This is a genomic window from Streptomyces sp. NPDC060194 (assembly GCF_042728285.1).
Lineage (GTDB): Bacteria > Actinomycetota > Actinomycetes > Streptomycetales > Streptomycetaceae > Streptomyces.
This window is the reverse complement of the sequence record NZ_JBHWZH010000127.1, coordinates 1-16,360: the sequence shown is the minus strand read 5'-3', so window position 1 is coordinate 16,360 and position 16,360 is coordinate 1. Positions and strand designations below refer to the sequence as shown.

Below are 16,360 nucleotides of genomic sequence, written 5' to 3'. Positions count from 1 at the left end.
ACCCGGCCGGGTGCCGCCCGCCGGTGCGGTAGGTGATCGGCCCGGGACGCGGGAACGTGCGCCCGGCTCGTCCGGGCCGGGGCTCAGATGCCGGGAAGGCCGGTGAGCGCGGCGCCCAGGCCGATGGCGGCGCAGACTCCGAGGGTGCGCAGGACGCTCCAGCGGAGCCTGAGGACGAGCAGCGCCGCGATCACGGTGATCGCCAGGGCCGTGGGGCGCAGAGTGCTCAGGTCGGGCAGGGCGATGTGCAGCGGACCGAAGCTCCTGGCTTCGACGTCCGTGAACAGGGCGTGTTCGGCGAAGTAGAGGGCGAGGTTGGCGATGACGCCGACCACGGCCGCCGTGATCCCGGACAGGGCGGCGGAGATCCGGCGGTTGCCGCGCAGGCGCTCGATGTAGGGGGCGCCGAGGAAGATGAACAGGAAGCACGGCACGAAGGTCACCCAGGTGGTGAGCAGGGCGCCGAGCAGGGCCGCGGCCCACGGGTCGAGGGAGCCGGGGTCGCGGTAGGCGCCGAGGAACGCGACGAACTGCACCACCATGATCAGCGGGCCGGGGGTCGTCTCCGCCAGGGCCAGGCCGCTGACCATCTCCTTCGCACTGAGCCAGCCGTAGGTCTGCACGGCCTGCTGCGCGACGAAGGCCAGCACCGCGTAGGCGCCGCCGAAGGTGACCAGCGCGGTACCGGAGAAGAACAGCCCCTGAGCGGTGAACACGCTGCCGGTTCCCGTCAGCAGGGCGGCGGCGGCCACCGGCACGGCCCACAGCAGCAGGCCGGCTCCCAGGATGCGCCAGGTGCGGCGGCGGCCGGGCTGCTCGTGGTGCAGTGCGTCGTCGGGGATCAGCGGCGCCGGCCCGTCGTCGGCGCCGTGCCCGCCCGCGGGCGTGAGCGCGTCGGGACGGTAGCGGCCGATGAGCCAGCCCGCGAGGGCTGCGGCCGCGATGACCACGGGGAACGGCACCGCGAACAGCGCCAGCGCCGCGAACGAGGCCGCCGCCAGGGCGATCAGCAGCGGGTGGGTCAGAGACCGCTTGGCGACCCGGGAGACGGCCTGGACGACGATGGCGACGACTGCGGGGGCGAGGCCCGCGAAGACGCCGACGACGGCAGTGGTCGAGCCGAAGGCGACGTAGAGGGCGGACAGGGCGAGCAGCGTCAGGACACCGGGCAGGACGAACAGGGTGCCGGCGACCAGTCCGCCGCGGGTGCCGTTGAGGAGCCATCCGGTGTAGATCGCCAGCTGCTGGGCCTCGGGCCCCGGCAGGAGCATGCAGTAGCTCAGGGCGTGGTTGAACCGCTGCTGGCCGATCCAGCGCCTGTCCTCCACCAGGGCCCGCTGCATCACCGCGATCTGCCCGGCCGGACCGCCGAAGGTCTGCCACGAGATCGCGAACCAGGTGCGGGTCGCCTGCCGCAGCGGAACGACGTCCCCGCCGCGTGCGGCGCGGTCGGCCTCGTCCGTGCGGCTCGGCGGCTGGTCGGTGGCGGTCACCGGCACTCTCTTTCGTCCTGAGGGGCAGGCCGCGCGGGCAGCCGAAGTCTCGGCGGCTCGGGCGTACGCGACCACGTCCCCCACCCGCCCGCCGCGGTGCAGCCATGCTTGCATCGCGGCTCGGGTCACCGGAAGAGAGGTCCCGGGGAACGGACGTGAACAGCTTGTTGCAGCGTCCGGACGCGGCCGGAGCGGGCCGGCGGTTGCCTCAGCCAAGTGACGGTGAACGCCGAGAAGGGCCGTCCGCAGGGCCGTTACGGCTGTCGCGTCCCCCACCGACCACCGGTTGGCCTCAGACGTCGGAGACGGGTCGAGCGTGTCGGGGTCGTCGAGCGGCTGCGCCGTCCGGATGCACTTGCCGGTCCTGGTGCAGTGCGTGCCCCAGCGTTGGGAGAGGGCTGCGATGAGCTGCACTCCGCGGCCGCCCTCGTCGGTCTCCGCGGCATGCCGGACCCCGGGCATGGTGAGGCTGCCGTCGGACACCTCGCAGCCTCGCGCAGCAGCCGGAGCTGAACCGGTCCCGTTCCGTGGCGTACGACGTTCCCGACCAGCTCGTCGGCGAGGAGCTCCGTGGTCATGGACAAGTTCTCCGGATCCCCATGCGGAGCGCCGGTGCGGATGTCCCACTCCCAGGTGCCGACCCGCACGGCTCTGAGCGCCTGCCGCAGGAGCATGCCGCCCGCGTCCTCCTGGACGGGCTGCGCGGGCGGCGGCGCTTGGACCGTCCGGTCCGTCGCCCAGGCCGCCACAGCCGACAGGAAGTCCCACTGCTCGGCGGTGCATTCCCCCGCTGTGCCCGTCACGACCGTGAGTACGCCGATCGGGCGATCGCCCCCCTGGCAGCGGCACCGCGGCCACCCCGCTGCCGGGCCACGAGCTGCCGAACGCCACGGCATCATGGGGCGACCAGACGCCGGTGCCGTCGCGGACGGCGCGGGCCGGAGCCGCACTCGCCTCCTGGTCGATGATCTCCCGGGGACGTACCAGTGCCCGGGGGAGACCCGCGGAGGACTAGGCGTAGGGCGGACATGGGACCGCGCAGGTGCAGCGCACCGCCGAGTGCGCCCAGCCCGGGAACGGGCGGTCGCCATTTCAGGGTCCCGGTGCTTCGCGCTCTAGCTGTTGCGGGACGTGACGTTGGTGACGCAGCCCGATGTCTGGGAAAGCGGGATGCTTTGACGTGCACCGGTCGGGTAGCGTGCGGGCTGTGTCGAGTCCTGAGTCAGACAAGGTGGGGGCTTTCGGTCACGCCGTCAGCCCCCTGAACCACTGAGTTCGTAGCCCTGCCGTCAGGCCGCTTTCTGCGGTGGGACGTGTGTGCGCTCGGGGCTGGCCGCGGTGACGAGATGACCTTCTCGTGCCTCTCCTCACCTCGGAGCCACTCGATGCCTCTCCCGCTGTACCTGCTTGCCCTGGCGGTCTTCGCCATGGGCACCTCGGAATTCATGCTCGCCGGCCTCCTGCCGGACATCGCCTCGGGCTTCGACGTCACCGTCGGGACAGCAGGCGTGCTCACCCCGGCCTACGCGATCGGCATGATCATCGGCGCACCTCTGGTGGCCGCGCTTGCCCGCAACTGGCCCAGACGCCCGGCCCTTCTCGGGTTCGTCCTCGTTTTCGCCGCAGCTCACGCCTTGGGCGCCGTCACCACGAGCTTTCCCGTCCTTTTCGCTACCCGAGTCGTCGCCGCAGTCGCGAACGCGGGGTTCCTCGCCGTCGCTCTGACGGCTGCGGCTGCGCTGGTCTCACCCGACAGGAAGGGACGCGCACTGGCCGTCCTGCTGTCGGGCACGACGGTGGCCACGATCGCCGGTGTCCCCGGTGGGTCGGTGCTCGGCACGGCACTCGGCTGGCAAGCCACCTTCTTGGCCGTCGCCGCTCTCTGCCTGCCTGCCGCTGTCGGCATCCTGAAGGGCATCCCCGCAGGACAAGACGAGGACGAGGCGACCGGCAGGCCGGCGTTGCGAGCGGAACTCGCCCAGCTCGCCCGGCCGCGGTTGGTCCTGGTGATGCTGCTCGGGGCGCTGGTGAACGCGGCAACCTTCGGCAGCCTCACCTTCCTGGCCCCCGTAGTGACCGACAGCGCCGGGCTGGGCGAGCTGTGGATCTCTGTCGCTCTGGTGCTCTTCGGTGCCGGCTCCTTCGTGGGCGTCGCCGTCGCCGGACGACTGTCCGACCGAAGTCCCGCCCCGGTCATCGCGATCACCGGTCCGTTGCTGCTCATCGGCTGGCCCGCTCTGGCGGTGCTGGCCAACGAGCCGACCGCCCTGTTCACCCTCGTGTTCGTGCAGGGCGCGCTGTCGTTCGCGCTGGGCAGCACGCTGATCACACGGGTCCTCTACGAGGCTGACAGAGCCCCCACGATGGCCGGCTCGTACGCGACGGCGGCGCTGAACGTAGGCGCCGCCATCGGCCCCGCCGTCGCTGCAACCACGCTCGGCACCGAAGCCGGGGCCCTCGGACCGCTCTGGACAAGCGGGCTTCTCGTCGCGGTCGCACTGCTCATCGCATTCCCCCTCCTCACCGTCATCACGGCCGGCCGGAACACCGAGGTGCTGCGATGACACACGCGAACGCGCTTTTGAACATCGAAGGACGCCGACGGCTCGTGGAGCGCTGCCGCACCCGTCCGATCGCGCACGTCGCCGCCGAGGCCGGTGTCTCCCGCGCCTGCCTGTCCAAGTGGAAGAACCGGTACGACACGCACGGCGAAGTCGGGCTGCAGGACCGTCCGAGCGTCCCGCGGTCTTCACCGACCCGGACCCCGCCCGATGTCGTCGAACGGATCGAGCAGCTGCGGCGGGACAACAAGTGGTCCGCCCGCCGGATCACCCTTGAACTCGCGAGCCAAGGCGTCCGGATCAGCGAACGCACCGTAGGCCGGTGGCTGGCGCGCCTGGGCATCTACCAGCGCCGCTTCCTCGACCCCGACGGCTCGACCTACAGGCGTCCGAAACGGATCGTGGCCCGCTACCCGGGCCACATGGTCCACCTGGACGTCAAGAAGGTCGGGCGTATCCCCGACGGCGGCGGGTGGCGGGCCCATGGACGCGGCTCCGAACAAGCCAGGGCTGCACAGCGCGCAAAGGCCGGTGGGGCCAAGGGTGGGTACGTCTACCTGCACTCTGCCGTCGACGGATTCTCCCGCCTGGCCTATACCGAGCCCTTCTCCGACGAAAAGGCCGCGACCACCGTGCCGTTTCTCAGCCGGGCCCGCGCGTTCTTCGCCGCCCACGGCATCCACCGGGTCGTGCGTGTGGTCACCGACAACGGCGCGAACTACCGCGCCGCGGCCTTCGAGCGCGCCCTCATCCCTTGGGCCTCCCGCCACCAGCGCACCAAGCCGTACACGCCCCGCCACAACGGCAATGTTGAGCGCTACCAGCGCATCCTCGCTGAGGAACTCCTGTATGCCAGGCAGTGGTTCTGAAGCGGAACGGGCGCGGGCGATCGCGGTCTGGAACGTCCACTACGACCACCACCGGCCTCACACCGCCGCCGGTAACCGTCCTCCAGCCTCACGCCTCCACGTGAGTGTCACCAACGTCATGGCCAGCAACATCCAGACGGCTGCCGTTCCGCGAGGGGTCCTGGCCGGGACGACGGCGAGGGGGATACGGGAGGCCGACAGCGGAGCGGGCTCGGGCAGGCGCACGGAGTCCGCACCGGCGCCGGCAACCGGTCGAGCAAGCGCCGGGCTTCCCGCAGAGGCGACGTCACCCGCGAGCAGGCGGTCACCCGAGCCCTGTCCGCGGCCCCGGCGGTCTGACCCGGGGGCGGACGCCTTCCGTCCCGGCGAATCCTCCGACGCCCCCGCCGCAGCCCCGCATGCCGGACCGCGAATCGATGGAGAGACCAGGTCACGCGGTAGTGCGGTGCGCGAGCAGCAGGGCGGAGTCGTCGTGGGCCGCGGGCTCCGGGAGGCACCCGGTGGTGATGTGGTGCAGGGCCAGAGCGGGGGGTTCGGACAGAGTGGACAGGAAGGCGTCGCCAAGGCGGCTGAGGGCCAGGTCGGGGTCGGTGCCGGGGGTGTCGGTGAGCCCGTCGGTGTGGAGGAGGATGCGTCCGCCGGGTGGGAGGACGAGGCGGGTCGTGGTGCAGGTGGCGTCGGTCAGGACACCGAGCGGAAGCCCGGGCTCGGGTTCGGGATCGATCGGTTCTCCTGCGGGAGAGAGGAAAAACGGCGGAGGATGTGCAGCGGTCGCGTACTCCAGCTGCCCGGTGTGCGGGTCGAGGGCGAGGACGCAGCAGGTCGCGAGGAGGGCGTTGTCGGCGTCGGCGTCGTTGTCGGCGGCGAGGACGCGGTTGGTCAGGTCGAGGATGTCGGCGGGCGCGGGGCTGGTCGCCGCGTAGGCGCGCACGGTGGTGCGCAGTCGGCCCATGAGCACGGCGGCCTTGGTGTGGTGGCCCTCCGCGTCACCGATGACGAGGGCGATGCGGCCGTCGGGCAGGGTGAAGGCGTCGTACCAGTCGCCGCCGGCGTGGGCACCGGGCGCGGCGGGGTGGTAGGAGGCGGCGAGGTGCAGGCGCGGATGCCGGGGTAGGGAGGCGGGCAGGAGACCGCGCTGGAGCTGGATCGCGCGATCGTGCTCGGTGTCGAAGTCCCGGCAGCGTTCCAGTGCCCGGCCGAGGAGGGCGGCAGCGGCGATGAGGAGCGGGTGGTCGGAGGGTCCGAAGGCGTGGGGGCGGTCGAAGGAGAACATGCAGGCCGTCGCCGGGTGCGAGGGGGCGAGCGGGAGCGGAAGCGCGGCCCAGGCGTGGCGCTTGAGGCGGGGCAGGGTGGCGGCGTAGTGCGGGTACAGGGCGACCAGGTCGTCGTGGGAGGGGGTGAAGACGGGTTCCTGCTCGCGCAGGGCGTCGGTGAGGGGCGCCCGAGCGCTCAGGTCGATACCGGTGACGGCGGCCTTGTGCTCGGCGTCGTAGCCGATGGTGGTCACGATGCGGGTGCGGCCCTGGTCGGCCTCCGCCAGCACGAGAGCGTCCGCGCCGAAGACGGCGAGCGCCTCGCAGGCCGCTGCGGCGAGCTGCGCCGTGCCGGTGGCCGACGCCGCACTGGACGCGAGGGTGATCATCCGGTCGGCGCGCCGCAGTTGTTCCCGCAGATGTTCCTCCCGTTCCCTGGCGCGCGTGGAATCGGCGGTGACATCGGTGACGTGACCGGAGATCCGAGTGGGCGCCGATGCGAGGTCGCCGCTGGTGGTGCAACGGGCCTGCATCCTCCGGGGCCGGCCGGTCGGGGACGCCAGGCGGTACGCGAGTTCGTAGCTGCCGTGCCGGCTGCGGAGCGTGCGGAGCATCTGCTCGACGCTCTCCAGGTCGTCGGAGGGCAGGCGGGCGACGACGTCGGAGAGCGGAAACTGCCCGGCGGCGGTCAGGTCGTGCAGGCGCGCGAACGTCGTGTCGATCTCCAGCATGTCGGTGGCCAGGTCGAGGACGAAGCAGCCCTGGTGGATGTCACGCATCCCCGGAGCCGACTGCGGCGGCGCGGCGGAGAGCAGCAGGTGGACCGAGTAGCGGGCAGCGAGCTGGACCGCGCGCCGCAAGAACGTCCGCTCGACCTCGTCGAAGGGCGCGTCGCCCGGTCGCAGTGCCACGAGAGCGCCCTGACTCTTGGCCATGGGCAGCGCCTGCCAGGCCACCGGCCCGGCAGCGGCAGGCAGGGGATAAGGACCCGTGCGGTCGTGGCCGGTGCCCTCCTGTCCCAGAGCCGCGCGGATCACCGGCCACGACTCCGTCGTGGACAGCAGCCGCAGCGGCGGCTGCCAGGCGGCTTCGAGACCCGCCACCGCGCAGGGGAACAGATGCGTGCCGTCCTCCTGACACAGGATCAGAGCCCATCCGACCCGGCCCATCCAGGCGCATGACTTCGCCAACGTCTCGGTCACGCCCGGCAGATCGGCAACCAGGGCCAGAGACTGATCCAGGGTGTCGAACCCCGGCAGGGAGCGGCCGACGCCCTGCTGAACCGGATCGTCGTTGCCGTTGTCCGCACCATGGCCCGTCATCGTGCCCCCGCCTCATGCTCGTGAGGGACCAGGATGGGACCTTGGAACCGTGGAGTCGGAGAGAAGTTCCATTTTGACCGCAAATGAAGAAGGCGAACCATCTTGCTGACCTGAGGTTCGAGCCTGTGGCCGGCCGTCTGACGTCGTGGACCGTGCGAGGTTTTGCCGCAGAGGCACCTCTGCCCGAACGGGGGTCTTCCGATGCTCCACCGGAGCCGTATGCAGCGTGACGACTTCCAGCTTGCCCGTGCCCGAAGCGGCGCGCGGCCTGGTCGTCTGGCGCGGTCGTGACCGGCAAGCTCCGACCTTGCGGCCGCCTCCGGTGTGCGGTCGGCGTGGGAACCGGCTGGTCCGTCGCGAGCCCGCCCGACCTCGCCGAACTCCTGGACACCGCTGCCGCCTCTCGCTTCGAGCCGTCTGCCGCGCGACGGGTCGCGGGCATCCGCTGGGCCGCGACCTCGCGAAGACCTCGGCGGCGAGGAGCCCCCCTGGGACCCTGTCGCGTTTCCGCGGGGTCCGACCTGACGATTCATCTGCAACCGGCTGCCGCATCTGCTACGTGCTCCCGCCATATCGAAAACGGCCGAGCGCATCGCGGCCGCAAGGGGGGGCGTGGGCTGCTCGCCTGCTGGATCACGACCAGGCGCGACGACTTGGGGCGTGCGCTCCGCACGACTCGAACCGTGCCCTGACAGCACCCTCTTCCGGCAGAAGGGTCGCCGTACCGGAGTCGGCCGAGCCGGTGCGGCCGGCCGCCGCGACTGTTCCGTGCTGCGATCGGGCGAGTCGGCGTGCGCTGGAGCTCGGTAGGGCCGGGACCCCGGCGACGCGACGTTGCCGATGCCGTCGCTGTCGGGGACCGCTCCGGAGTGCTGTCAAACGTCGGCGTGCGACAGCCGCAGGCAGGGCGTCCCGTCAGAGGCGGTGGCGGGGCGCCGCGCTGGTGCTTCGAGCAGGAGAAGTCGCTGGTCAGGACGCTTCACGTGATCTACGATCCGCCGCGTGCCCACCAACGAGAAGATCATCGATGACGCCCTGGGACGCATAGCGGCCGGGTACGTCTTCCCCGAACGGACCGCGGAGATCGAGGGGAGCCTGCGACGCCGCCTCGCGGAAGGCGCCTACGACGGCCTGGACGGGCCCACGCTCTGCCGGACGGTGACCGAGCACCTGCAGGAGGTCTGTCCGGACAAGCACCTGCGGCTGCTCTGGTCGGACGAGCCCCTTCCGCCGGCCCGGGCGGACGACGAGGGGCGCGCCGCCTTCCTCGCCCTGCTCCGGACGGAGAACCAGGGGGTGCGCCGCGTCGAGCAGGTGGACGGGAACATCGGTCTGATCGACATCCGCAGGATCGCCGACGCCGGCGAGGGCGCCGCGGTGATCGGTGCGGCGATGCAGGTGGTCGCGCACACCTCCGCACTCGTCCTGGACCTGCGCGCATGCCGCGGGGGAGCGCCGGAGGGCGCCGCGATGTGGTGCAGCTACTTCTTCCACGACGACCAGGTGCACCTCAACGACATCCACGACCGGACCACCGGCACCACCCGTCAGTTCTGGACCGCGGCGCACCTTCCCGGCCCCCGGTACACCGACCGGCCGGTGTACGCCCTCACGAGCGCGACCACGTTCTCGGGCGGCGAGGACGTGGCGTACACCCTGCAGGCCCACGGCAGAGCCGTCGTCGTCGGGGAGACGACCCGCGGTGGCGCGCATCCGACGGCCCGCCACCCGATCACCGCACACGTCCTCGTGACGGTTCCGACCGCCAGGACCGTCAGCGCGGTCACCGGCACCAACTGGGAAGGCGTCGGGGTCGCCCCCGACATCGCCGTCCCGGCCGACCGGGCCGTCGACGCCGCCCTGGAGGCGGCGCGCGCGGAGCTGCTCAGGCGGAGTTGACGCGGCCCCGGCGCCGACGGCCGTCCCGACGACCGGACCGAGCCCCCCATCCGCCCCACCCACCCCACGCCGGCCCCGGGCGCCACGAGCGGTCCGGCCGTCACGTCGCTTCGGCCGTGACGGTCGGCGCCGTCCGGCCCGTAGCCGGAGGCGCCCCGGTACGGTCATCGGTCGGTGGGGCGGGTCCGGAGGCGGCGCCACTCGCTCGGGGTGGTGCCGTAGGCGGTGCGGAAGCGCCGGGTGAAGTGGCTGGGGCTGGTGAAGCCGCACCGGGCCGCGACGACGGAGACCGGCAGTGCGGCGTGGCGGGGCGCGGCCAGGAGTCGGCACGCCGCTTCCAACCGCTCGGCGATGAGCCACTGTTCGAGCCGGATGCGCGAACGTGCCAGCACGACGTACAGCTGCCGTTTGGAGATGGCGTGGGCCGCGGCGATGCGCTCGGGCCCGAGGTCGGGGTCGCTGAGGTGGCGGCGTGTGTACGCCATGATCCGCGTCGTCAGGGAGTCGTCCATGGCCTCTCTGACCCGCGCGTCGCGTTCGTCGTGGGCGGCCGAGGTCAGCAGGGCGCGTACGAGGTCGGTGGTGGCGTTGGCGAGGGCGCCGGCTCCGGGGTCCGTTTCGAGGCGGCCCGGATGGTCGAACAGCGAGCGCAGGTGGCCCAGCAGCAGGTCGTGCACGGGGCTGGAGCGAAGCCGCACGGAGGCCCGGGTCACGGTGTCCACCGGCAGGCCGAGATGCTCCGTGTCGAAGGTGACGGCCTGTGAGGCGCCGGGCCCGGACCAGCCGTAGGTGCGAGGGGCGAGTTCGTGGAAGACGCAGATGTCCTGCGGCCCGAGGAGGACCCGGGTGCCCGCCTGTTCGGCGCGGTGGACGCCCCGCGTCTGGAGCGAGACCGACACCACGGGACGGTCGCGGTGGTGGCGTACGTGTCGGGCCGTTCGCCGGACCTCCAGTCCGGAGCTCCGCAGGTCGAAGAGGTCCAGGCCGCCCACGCGCCAGCCTTCGATGCGGGCGCTGATCGCGCTCCCGCCCTCCTCGTGGAGGATCTCGTTCGGCACGGAGTCGTCCGTCATCGCGTGGAGGAACGCGTCCGCCCTGTCGGGTGGCGCGACGTCCTCCAGGTCCAGCAGCAGCACGAACCAGCCCTCCAGCGCGGTCCTCGGGTGTGGCGACGCCCATCCTCGTGGTGAGGCCGGGCAGGCGGTTGCCGTCCTGTGCACGGGTCTGCTCCGTGCGTGCCCGCGCGGTGGCGCGGGCCCTGCGTCGAGGGGCAGCAGGCCGGCACGCACAGGCAACCGGGCGTCCCGTAGGGCCGCTAGCTTCCGACGTGCGGCGCCTCGCTCCGGCGGCGCGCCCCCTCGATCCGCAGAAAGGTCCGATCCGTGACTGACCACGCATGCGTCGCGCCGGCTCCTGAACCCCAGGCCGCCGCCTTCGCCGCAGCGACCGCCACGCCGCCGTTCCCGTACCAGTTGCCGCCGGCCGAGGGCCGCAAGGCCGTCGAGGGCGCGCAAAGCGGCGACGTGGGGCTGCCCGCGGTCGACGAGGCGCGGGTGAGCGTCGTGGGCGGGCCGATCGGCGAGGTCCGCGCCAGGATCGTGCGGCCCGCCGGTACGCGGGGCGAGCGGCCCGTCGACGAGGGCGAGGGGTACGCGGCCTGGCTGCGGCGGGCCGGTGCCGAGGTGACCGCCGTCCGCGTCCAGGGCGTCATCCACGGCTTCGTCCTGCTCGACGGGCTGCGCGGCACCCAGGGTGCCCGGGTGGCCGTCGCACTGGACGTCAGCACCCTGCGCACGGCCCTGGCCGCCCCCTGACCGCGGCGGCGGGCCGCAGGCGGGGGAGCGGTGGCCGCCACGGGCCGAGCCCCGGCCGCAGGCCGCGCCCGTCCCGGCCCGAGCAGCGACGGGGACCCAGAGGTCCTCGCCCAGGACGTGGCCCGCCGCCCTGATCCCTTCCCCCGCCCGCACCGACCACCCGTGACCCGCACGCCCTCAAGGAGACCTACCGTGTCGTCCCCCCGAGCAACGCCCGCCTCCGCCCGCGATCTCGCCCGGGTCGAGGCCGCCAACGCCACCGGCCGCATCCCCGTCGTCTTCGTCCACGGCCTGTGGCTGCTGCCCACCAGCTGGGACCGCTGGGCCACCGTCTTCGAGCAGGCCGGCTTCGCCCCGGTCCTGCCGGGCTGGCCCGACGACCCCGACACCGTCGAGGAGGCGCACGCCCACCCGGAGGCCTTCGCGGGCAAGAGCGTGGGCCAGGTCGCCGACCACTTCTGCGACCTGATCGGCCGACTGGACCGCAAGCCGGTGGTCATCGGCCACTCCTTCGGCGGGCTGATCACCCAGATCACCGCCGGACGCGGCCTGTCCCAGGCCTCGGTGGCCATCGACCCCGCACCGTTCCGGGGCGTGCTGCCGCTCCCGCTGTCCTCCCTGCGCGCCGCGAGCGCCGTGCTCGCCAACCCGGCCAACTACCACCGCGCGGTGCCGCTGACGTTCGACCAGTTCCGCTACGCCTTCGCCAACGCGGTCGGCGAGGAGGAGGCCCGCGAGCTGTACGGCACCTTCGCCGTGGCCGCCCCCGGGGAACCGCTCTTCCAGGCCGCCGCCGCCAACCTCAACCCCTGGACCGAGGCGAAGGTCGACACCCGCACGGCCGACCGCGGACCGCTGCTGATCGTCTCGGGCGAGAATGACAACACCGTTCCCTGGGCCATCGCCAACGCCGCCTACAAGAAGCAGGCGCAGAACGAGCACGCCGTCACCGAGATCACCGAGGTCCCCGGCCGCGGCCACTCCCTGACCATCGACAGCGGCTGGCAGGAGGTCGCCGACACCGCCCTCACCTTCGTCCGCCGTTTCGTCGACCCGACCACCTGAGACCCCCGGCACGGGTGCCGGACCCCGCCGGGCGGCTGCCGGCCGGCACGGGTGCCGGACCCCGCCGGGCAGGTGGGTGATCCCGCCCGTGCGCACCCGCCGCCGGGCGGAGCCGGAACCGACGCCGTCCTCCGCGCCCCGCCCGCCCCGGGTTCACGGGTCGAGGAGGCGCGGGCTGTCACCGTTGCCGGCGTGCAGTGCCCGCCAGTCGCCGGGGGTGATGCCGAACGCCCCCTTGAAGGCGCGGCTGAAGTGGGCGGCGTTCGGGAAACCCCACCGGTACCCGACCGCGGCGATCGACCGGTGCCGGGCAGAGGCGGACGCGAGTTCCGCACGGCAGCGTTCGAGGCGCTGCGACCGGATCCACTCGCCCAGGTGCACACCGTTGCGGGACAGGACCTTGTACAGCTGGCGAAGCGAGACGTGGTGGCAGGCCGCGACACGAGCCGGCGTCAGATCGTGGTCTCCGAGGTGGGCCCGGACATAGTCCATCACCCGCAGACACAGCGTCTCGTCCGCGGCGTGGAACGCCGCGCGGCGGTCACCGAGCCGGGCTGTGATCAGAGCACGCAGCAACTCGATGCCCGGCCTGCCCGCCGCTTCCAGGTCGTGGGTCGAAGACGCCGCGGTCCCGGCCTGCCGGCGCGCGATCCGCCGCAGGCAGGTGGCGGTGAGGTCCGCCAGCGGATCCCGACGGCCGAACGGCACCGCGGTCGCCAGCTTCAACAGGCCGTCCGGGAGCGCGAGTTCGGCGCGCGGGATCCGGAAGTAGTGCTGATGGATACCGTCCCTGTTCAGCAGCGTGTAAGGGCGCGTGGTGTCGTACAGCGCTAGGTCGCCGGGCCGCAGCACGGCCTCCCGGCCGTCCTGCACGACCATGCTGCTGCCGGTGACCTGCAGCCCGACGAACACGCTCGGCTCCATGTCGTCCCGTGCGAGTGCGGGAGTACGCCGCACCACCGTGGCATTGGCCCGCACCGAGCAGACCGTCAACGGCCCGACACGGCTGATCGCCCCCGAGGTGCGGATGAGCCGCGGGTCGGGCTGGTGGGTGATCTCCACCCGCACCACGCTGCTCCAGATCACCTCGCGAATCGCCTCCGCCCGCTCGCCGGGCGCCATGACCGCACTGTCGATCACCATCTGCTCGTCGCCTCCCCCGGCGCCGCTCGACAAGCGGGCACCCCGGCCAAGTCAAACGGGTGGCGGCAGCGGTGACAAGCGTCCCCGCCGGGCCCGTGTCGGGGTCAGTGCGGGCGGTGCACCGAGGTCGTGTCGACGCCCACCGGCCGGCCGTGCACGTCCGTGGCACGGAGCTCCGGGAGCGGGAGTCCGCTGTCGTCCACGAGAAGTGAGTGGGTCTCGGTTGCCGCGAAGGCGTGCCGTTCGCCCCACTGGCGCAGGGCCACGACGACGGTGAAGAGGTCCCGGCCCGTTTCCGTCAGGACGTAGTTCTGCCGCCGCCCCGTCGGGGCGGTCCGCCGTTCGAGGACGCCTCGTTCGATGAGGCGGCGCAGGCGGTCGGTGAGGATGTTCCGTGCGATTCCGGTGCGCTGCTGGAAGTCGGTGAAGGCCCGCGCTCCGTCCATCGCGTCGCGGACGATCAGCAGGCTCCACCGGTCTCCGACCAGGTCGAGCGCGCGGGCGACGGGGCAGGCGGGGTCGGTCCAGGCCGTCTCGCCGGCAGCGGGCGCGGTACGAGCCATCACTCCTCCTCAACGGTTGCGGATCGAAACCATTCTGCCGTACGGTGATTTGGTTGCGATGTGCTACTGATCGGGGGTTCGCGCGTGGGTCTCACATCGGGCCGCAGGACGTTGTTCGCCGTGATCTGCGCGGTCGCCGTCTCGACGATCTACGTGGCGCAGCCCGCGTTGGCGCAGATCGGGGGCGATGTGGGCCTGCCGGAGGCCGACCTGGGACGGATCGTCACCACCGGGCAGCTCGGCTACCTGATCGGGTTGGCCCTCCTCGTTCCCGCGGGGGACGTGTTCGACCGCCGCCGGCTCATCGCCGGACACCTCCTCCTCGCCGCGGTCGGCACGGCTCTGGTCGCGGTCGCCGCCCAGGCGTGGCTCCTGCTCGCCGGCCTCGCCCTCACCGGCCTGTTCGCGGTCGTCGTCCAGGCCACGGTCGCCTACGCCGCCGACCTGTCCGCGCCGGCCGAACGCGGCCGCACCCTCGGAGCCGTGACCAGCGGCGTCATCATCGGCATCCTCGGCGCGCGGGTGGTCGCCGGCGGACTCGCGGCCCTCTGGGGCTGGCGCAGCATCTACGCGGTGCTCACCGCGCTCCTCCTCGCGCTCGCCTGCTGCACCTTGGCCCTCATGCCCTCCGACCGGCGGGAGGGCCGGGCCGCGTACGGCGCGGTGCTGATCTCCCTGGGCGGCCTCTTCCGTGAGCGCCTGTTCGTTTCGCGCGGACTGATCGCGTTCTTCGTGTTCGCCTCGTTCGGCACGCTGTGGAGCGGCCTGGCCCTGCCGCTCGCCGCCGAGCCGTGGCATCTCGGCACGGCGGCGATCGGCCTGTTCGGGATCGCCGGGCTGGCCGGGGCGCTCGGCGCCTCCCGGGCCGGGCAGGGGGCCGACGCCGGCCGGTCCCACGTCGTCACCGGCGGTGCGCTGGCGCTCCTGGCGGCCTCGTGGCTGCCGACGGGCCAGGCGTCCTGGTCGCTGTGGCCGGTGGTCGTCGGCGTGATCGTCCTCGACTTCGCGGTGCAGGCGGTGCACGTGAGCAACCAGCACCTGCTCACGGCCGCCTTCCCGCACCGGACGAGCAGTGTCATCGGCGGCTACATGCTCTTCTACTCCCTCGGCTCCGCCGTCGGGGCGAGCGGCACCTCAGCGGTGTACGCGGCCGCGGGGTGGGCCGGTTCCAGCGTGCTCGGCGCCGCCTTCGCCCTGTGCGCGCTGCTCGTCTGGGCGGTCAGCCGACCGGGCCGGCGGACGCGTGGATCCAGCCGGTCATCGGCCACCGTCCTCAGCGGCGGTGGAGGAGGCGGGCGTTGCACAGGATGTCGTCGCGATGAACGACCGGCGGGCTGAAGACCGGATGGTGCCGGTGGAACGCGGGTGCCCGACCCACCCGCGTGAGGGGGACCCCCGCCGCGGAGGACGCCGACCGGAACAGCGGGTGGTCCGGACGCCCGCTGTGCCGCGCCGATCCTCGGGACGGCGCGTGAGAGCGGTGGTTCCAGGCCTGCGCCCCGCCGGACCGGGGTGCCGCAGGACGGCCCCGGGCGCCCTGCCTCCCGCCGTCTCCTGCCCCGGTGGGCCGGCACCGGGCCGCGGCGGGGGCGAGCCGGAAGATGCGGTCGACCACGGTGCCCAGCCGTCGTACGACCGCGGGGTGCCGGAGGTCGAGGTGGTGGCGGCCGGAGTCGACGACGGGTACGCCTCCGCTCCGGAAGAGCGCCTCGGGCGGCAGTTCGCCCAGGGCGGGGCTGTGGATCCCGACCACCTCGGGTTCGAGCCACAGGCCGGGCGTCATGCCGCGCTCGCGTATGCGGTCCAGCACTTCGCCGATGTCGCCGGGAAAGCGCCGTGCGGCGGGCTCCCAGGCGCCGACGGTCTCCCACCAGGTCTCGTCCTCGGCGTACCGGCCCGCGTCGATGACGAAGACCTCGCAGCCCGGCAGAGGCCGACCTGTGGGCGCCGAACGACTCACACGGTGGCCGCACGGTCGGACCTCACCCCACGCGCCTGGCGGGACCCCGTGCCTCGGGTCGCAACATCCGCCTCGCACGCCCGAGTTCCCGGTCGCGCGGTGACGGAGGAAAGGGCGGATCCGGGTCCAGGTGGGGATGTCCGGGAGGCCGCGGAGGAGAACGAGTCTCCGCCTGAGCGGTCCGACCGGGATCGGCTCCGCCGGCCTCCCTCACGTTCCCGGTGCGACATCGGCAACGGCCACGCCGTCGAGGCCTCCGGCGGCGTGGTGCGGGGCGACTCGGTGACCCGGGTGGCACCGCACGCGATCCGATCTGCGGCGCCCAAAGGCCGCTGCTGACACGCCGATCGCGCCCGTGCGGCGGGGCACTCAGCGGCCCCGGCCGCCCACGCGACGTGCCCGACCGCGGCCCGCGGAC

10 protein-coding genes and 2 pseudogenes are annotated in these 16,360 nt (G+C 72.9%); 6 read left to right on the top strand and 6 right to left on the bottom strand.

Annotation, left to right across the window (positions count from 1 at the left end; translation table 11 throughout):
- Window positions 1-83: 83 nt before the first annotated feature.
- Window positions 84-1,493: a chromate efflux transporter gene (gene chrA / locus ACFWEG_RS23150; protein WP_387218311.1), complete on the bottom strand. Its 1,410-nt coding sequence runs from the start codon at window positions 1,491-1,493 to the stop codon at window positions 84-86.
- A gap of 1,385 nt (window positions 1,494-2,878) precedes the next feature.
- Between chrA and ACFWEG_RS23145 the strand changes: the two genes are divergently transcribed.
- Window positions 2,879-4,057, top strand: a complete 1,179-nt coding sequence (locus ACFWEG_RS23145; RefSeq protein ID WP_387218308.1) for a Cmx/CmrA family chloramphenicol efflux MFS transporter — start codon at window positions 2,879-2,881, stop codon at window positions 4,055-4,057.
- Window positions 4,054-5,050: pseudogene (locus tag ACFWEG_RS23140) on the top strand (IS481 family transposase); the annotation flags it as partial. The gene ACFWEG_RS23145 and the pseudogene ACFWEG_RS23140, both read left to right, overlap by 4 nt.
- A gap of 303 nt (window positions 5,051-5,353) precedes the next feature.
- Here ACFWEG_RS23140 and ACFWEG_RS23135 read toward each other — a convergent pair.
- A complete protein-coding gene (locus ACFWEG_RS23135) occupies window positions 5,354-7,498 on the bottom strand; it encodes a SpoIIE family protein phosphatase (RefSeq protein ID WP_387218305.1) in 2,145 nt (714 codons plus the stop codon).
- Window positions 7,499-8,500: 1,002 nt separating this feature from the next.
- Between ACFWEG_RS23135 and ACFWEG_RS23130 the strand changes: the two genes are divergently transcribed.
- Window positions 8,501-9,397: a S41 family peptidase gene (locus ACFWEG_RS23130; RefSeq protein ID WP_387218303.1), complete on the top strand. Its 897-nt coding sequence runs from the start codon at window positions 8,501-8,503 to the stop codon at window positions 9,395-9,397.
- A 164-nt stretch (window positions 9,398-9,561) separates the two neighbouring features.
- On the opposite strand, the gene ACFWEG_RS23125 is transcribed toward ACFWEG_RS23130, so the two are convergent.
- Window positions 9,562-10,617 carry a helix-turn-helix domain-containing protein gene (locus tag ACFWEG_RS23125; protein ID WP_387218300.1) on the bottom strand — a complete coding sequence of 352 codons (1,056 nt, stop codon included), beginning with the start codon at window positions 10,615-10,617 and terminating at the stop codon, window positions 9,562-9,564.
- 162 nt (window positions 10,618-10,779) lie between these two features.
- Here ACFWEG_RS23125 and ACFWEG_RS23120 point away from each other — a divergent pair, with 162 nt between their 5' ends.
- Together ACFWEG_RS23120 and ACFWEG_RS23115 are read left to right on the top strand one after the other, a co-directional pair.
- Entirely contained in the window at window positions 10,780-11,211 is a 432-nt protein-coding gene (locus ACFWEG_RS23120) for a hypothetical protein (RefSeq protein ID WP_387218297.1), read from the top strand.
- A gap of 192 nt (window positions 11,212-11,403) precedes the next feature.
- Complete coding sequence (locus ACFWEG_RS23115) at window positions 11,404-12,276, top strand: alpha/beta hydrolase (protein WP_387218294.1); 873 nt, start codon at window positions 11,404-11,406, stop codon at window positions 12,274-12,276.
- A gap of 153 nt (window positions 12,277-12,429) precedes the next feature.
- Here the strand turns inward: ACFWEG_RS23115 and ACFWEG_RS23110 are convergent, their stop codons facing one another.
- Complete coding sequence (locus tag ACFWEG_RS23110; protein ID WP_387218291.1) at window positions 12,430-13,419, bottom strand: helix-turn-helix domain-containing protein; 990 nt, start codon at window positions 13,417-13,419, stop codon at window positions 12,430-12,432.
- Window positions 13,420-13,523: 104 nt separating this feature from the next.
- Window positions 13,524-13,982, bottom strand: coding sequence for a winged helix-turn-helix transcriptional regulator (locus ACFWEG_RS23105; RefSeq protein WP_387218289.1), 459 nt, complete (start codon window positions 13,980-13,982; stop codon window positions 13,524-13,526).
- Window positions 13,983-14,066: 84 nt separating this feature from the next.
- On the opposite strand from ACFWEG_RS23105, the gene ACFWEG_RS23100 reads away from it, so the two are divergent.
- Complete coding sequence (locus ACFWEG_RS23100; RefSeq protein WP_387218287.1) at window positions 14,067-15,320, top strand: MFS transporter; 1,254 nt, start codon at window positions 14,067-14,069, stop codon at window positions 15,318-15,320.
- Between the two features lie 262 nt (window positions 15,321-15,582).
- On the opposite strand, the pseudogene ACFWEG_RS23095 reads toward ACFWEG_RS23100, so the two are convergent.
- Window positions 15,583-15,906, bottom strand: a pseudogene (locus ACFWEG_RS23095) (alpha-galactosidase); the annotation flags it as partial.
- Window positions 15,907-16,360 lie beyond the last annotated feature (454 nt).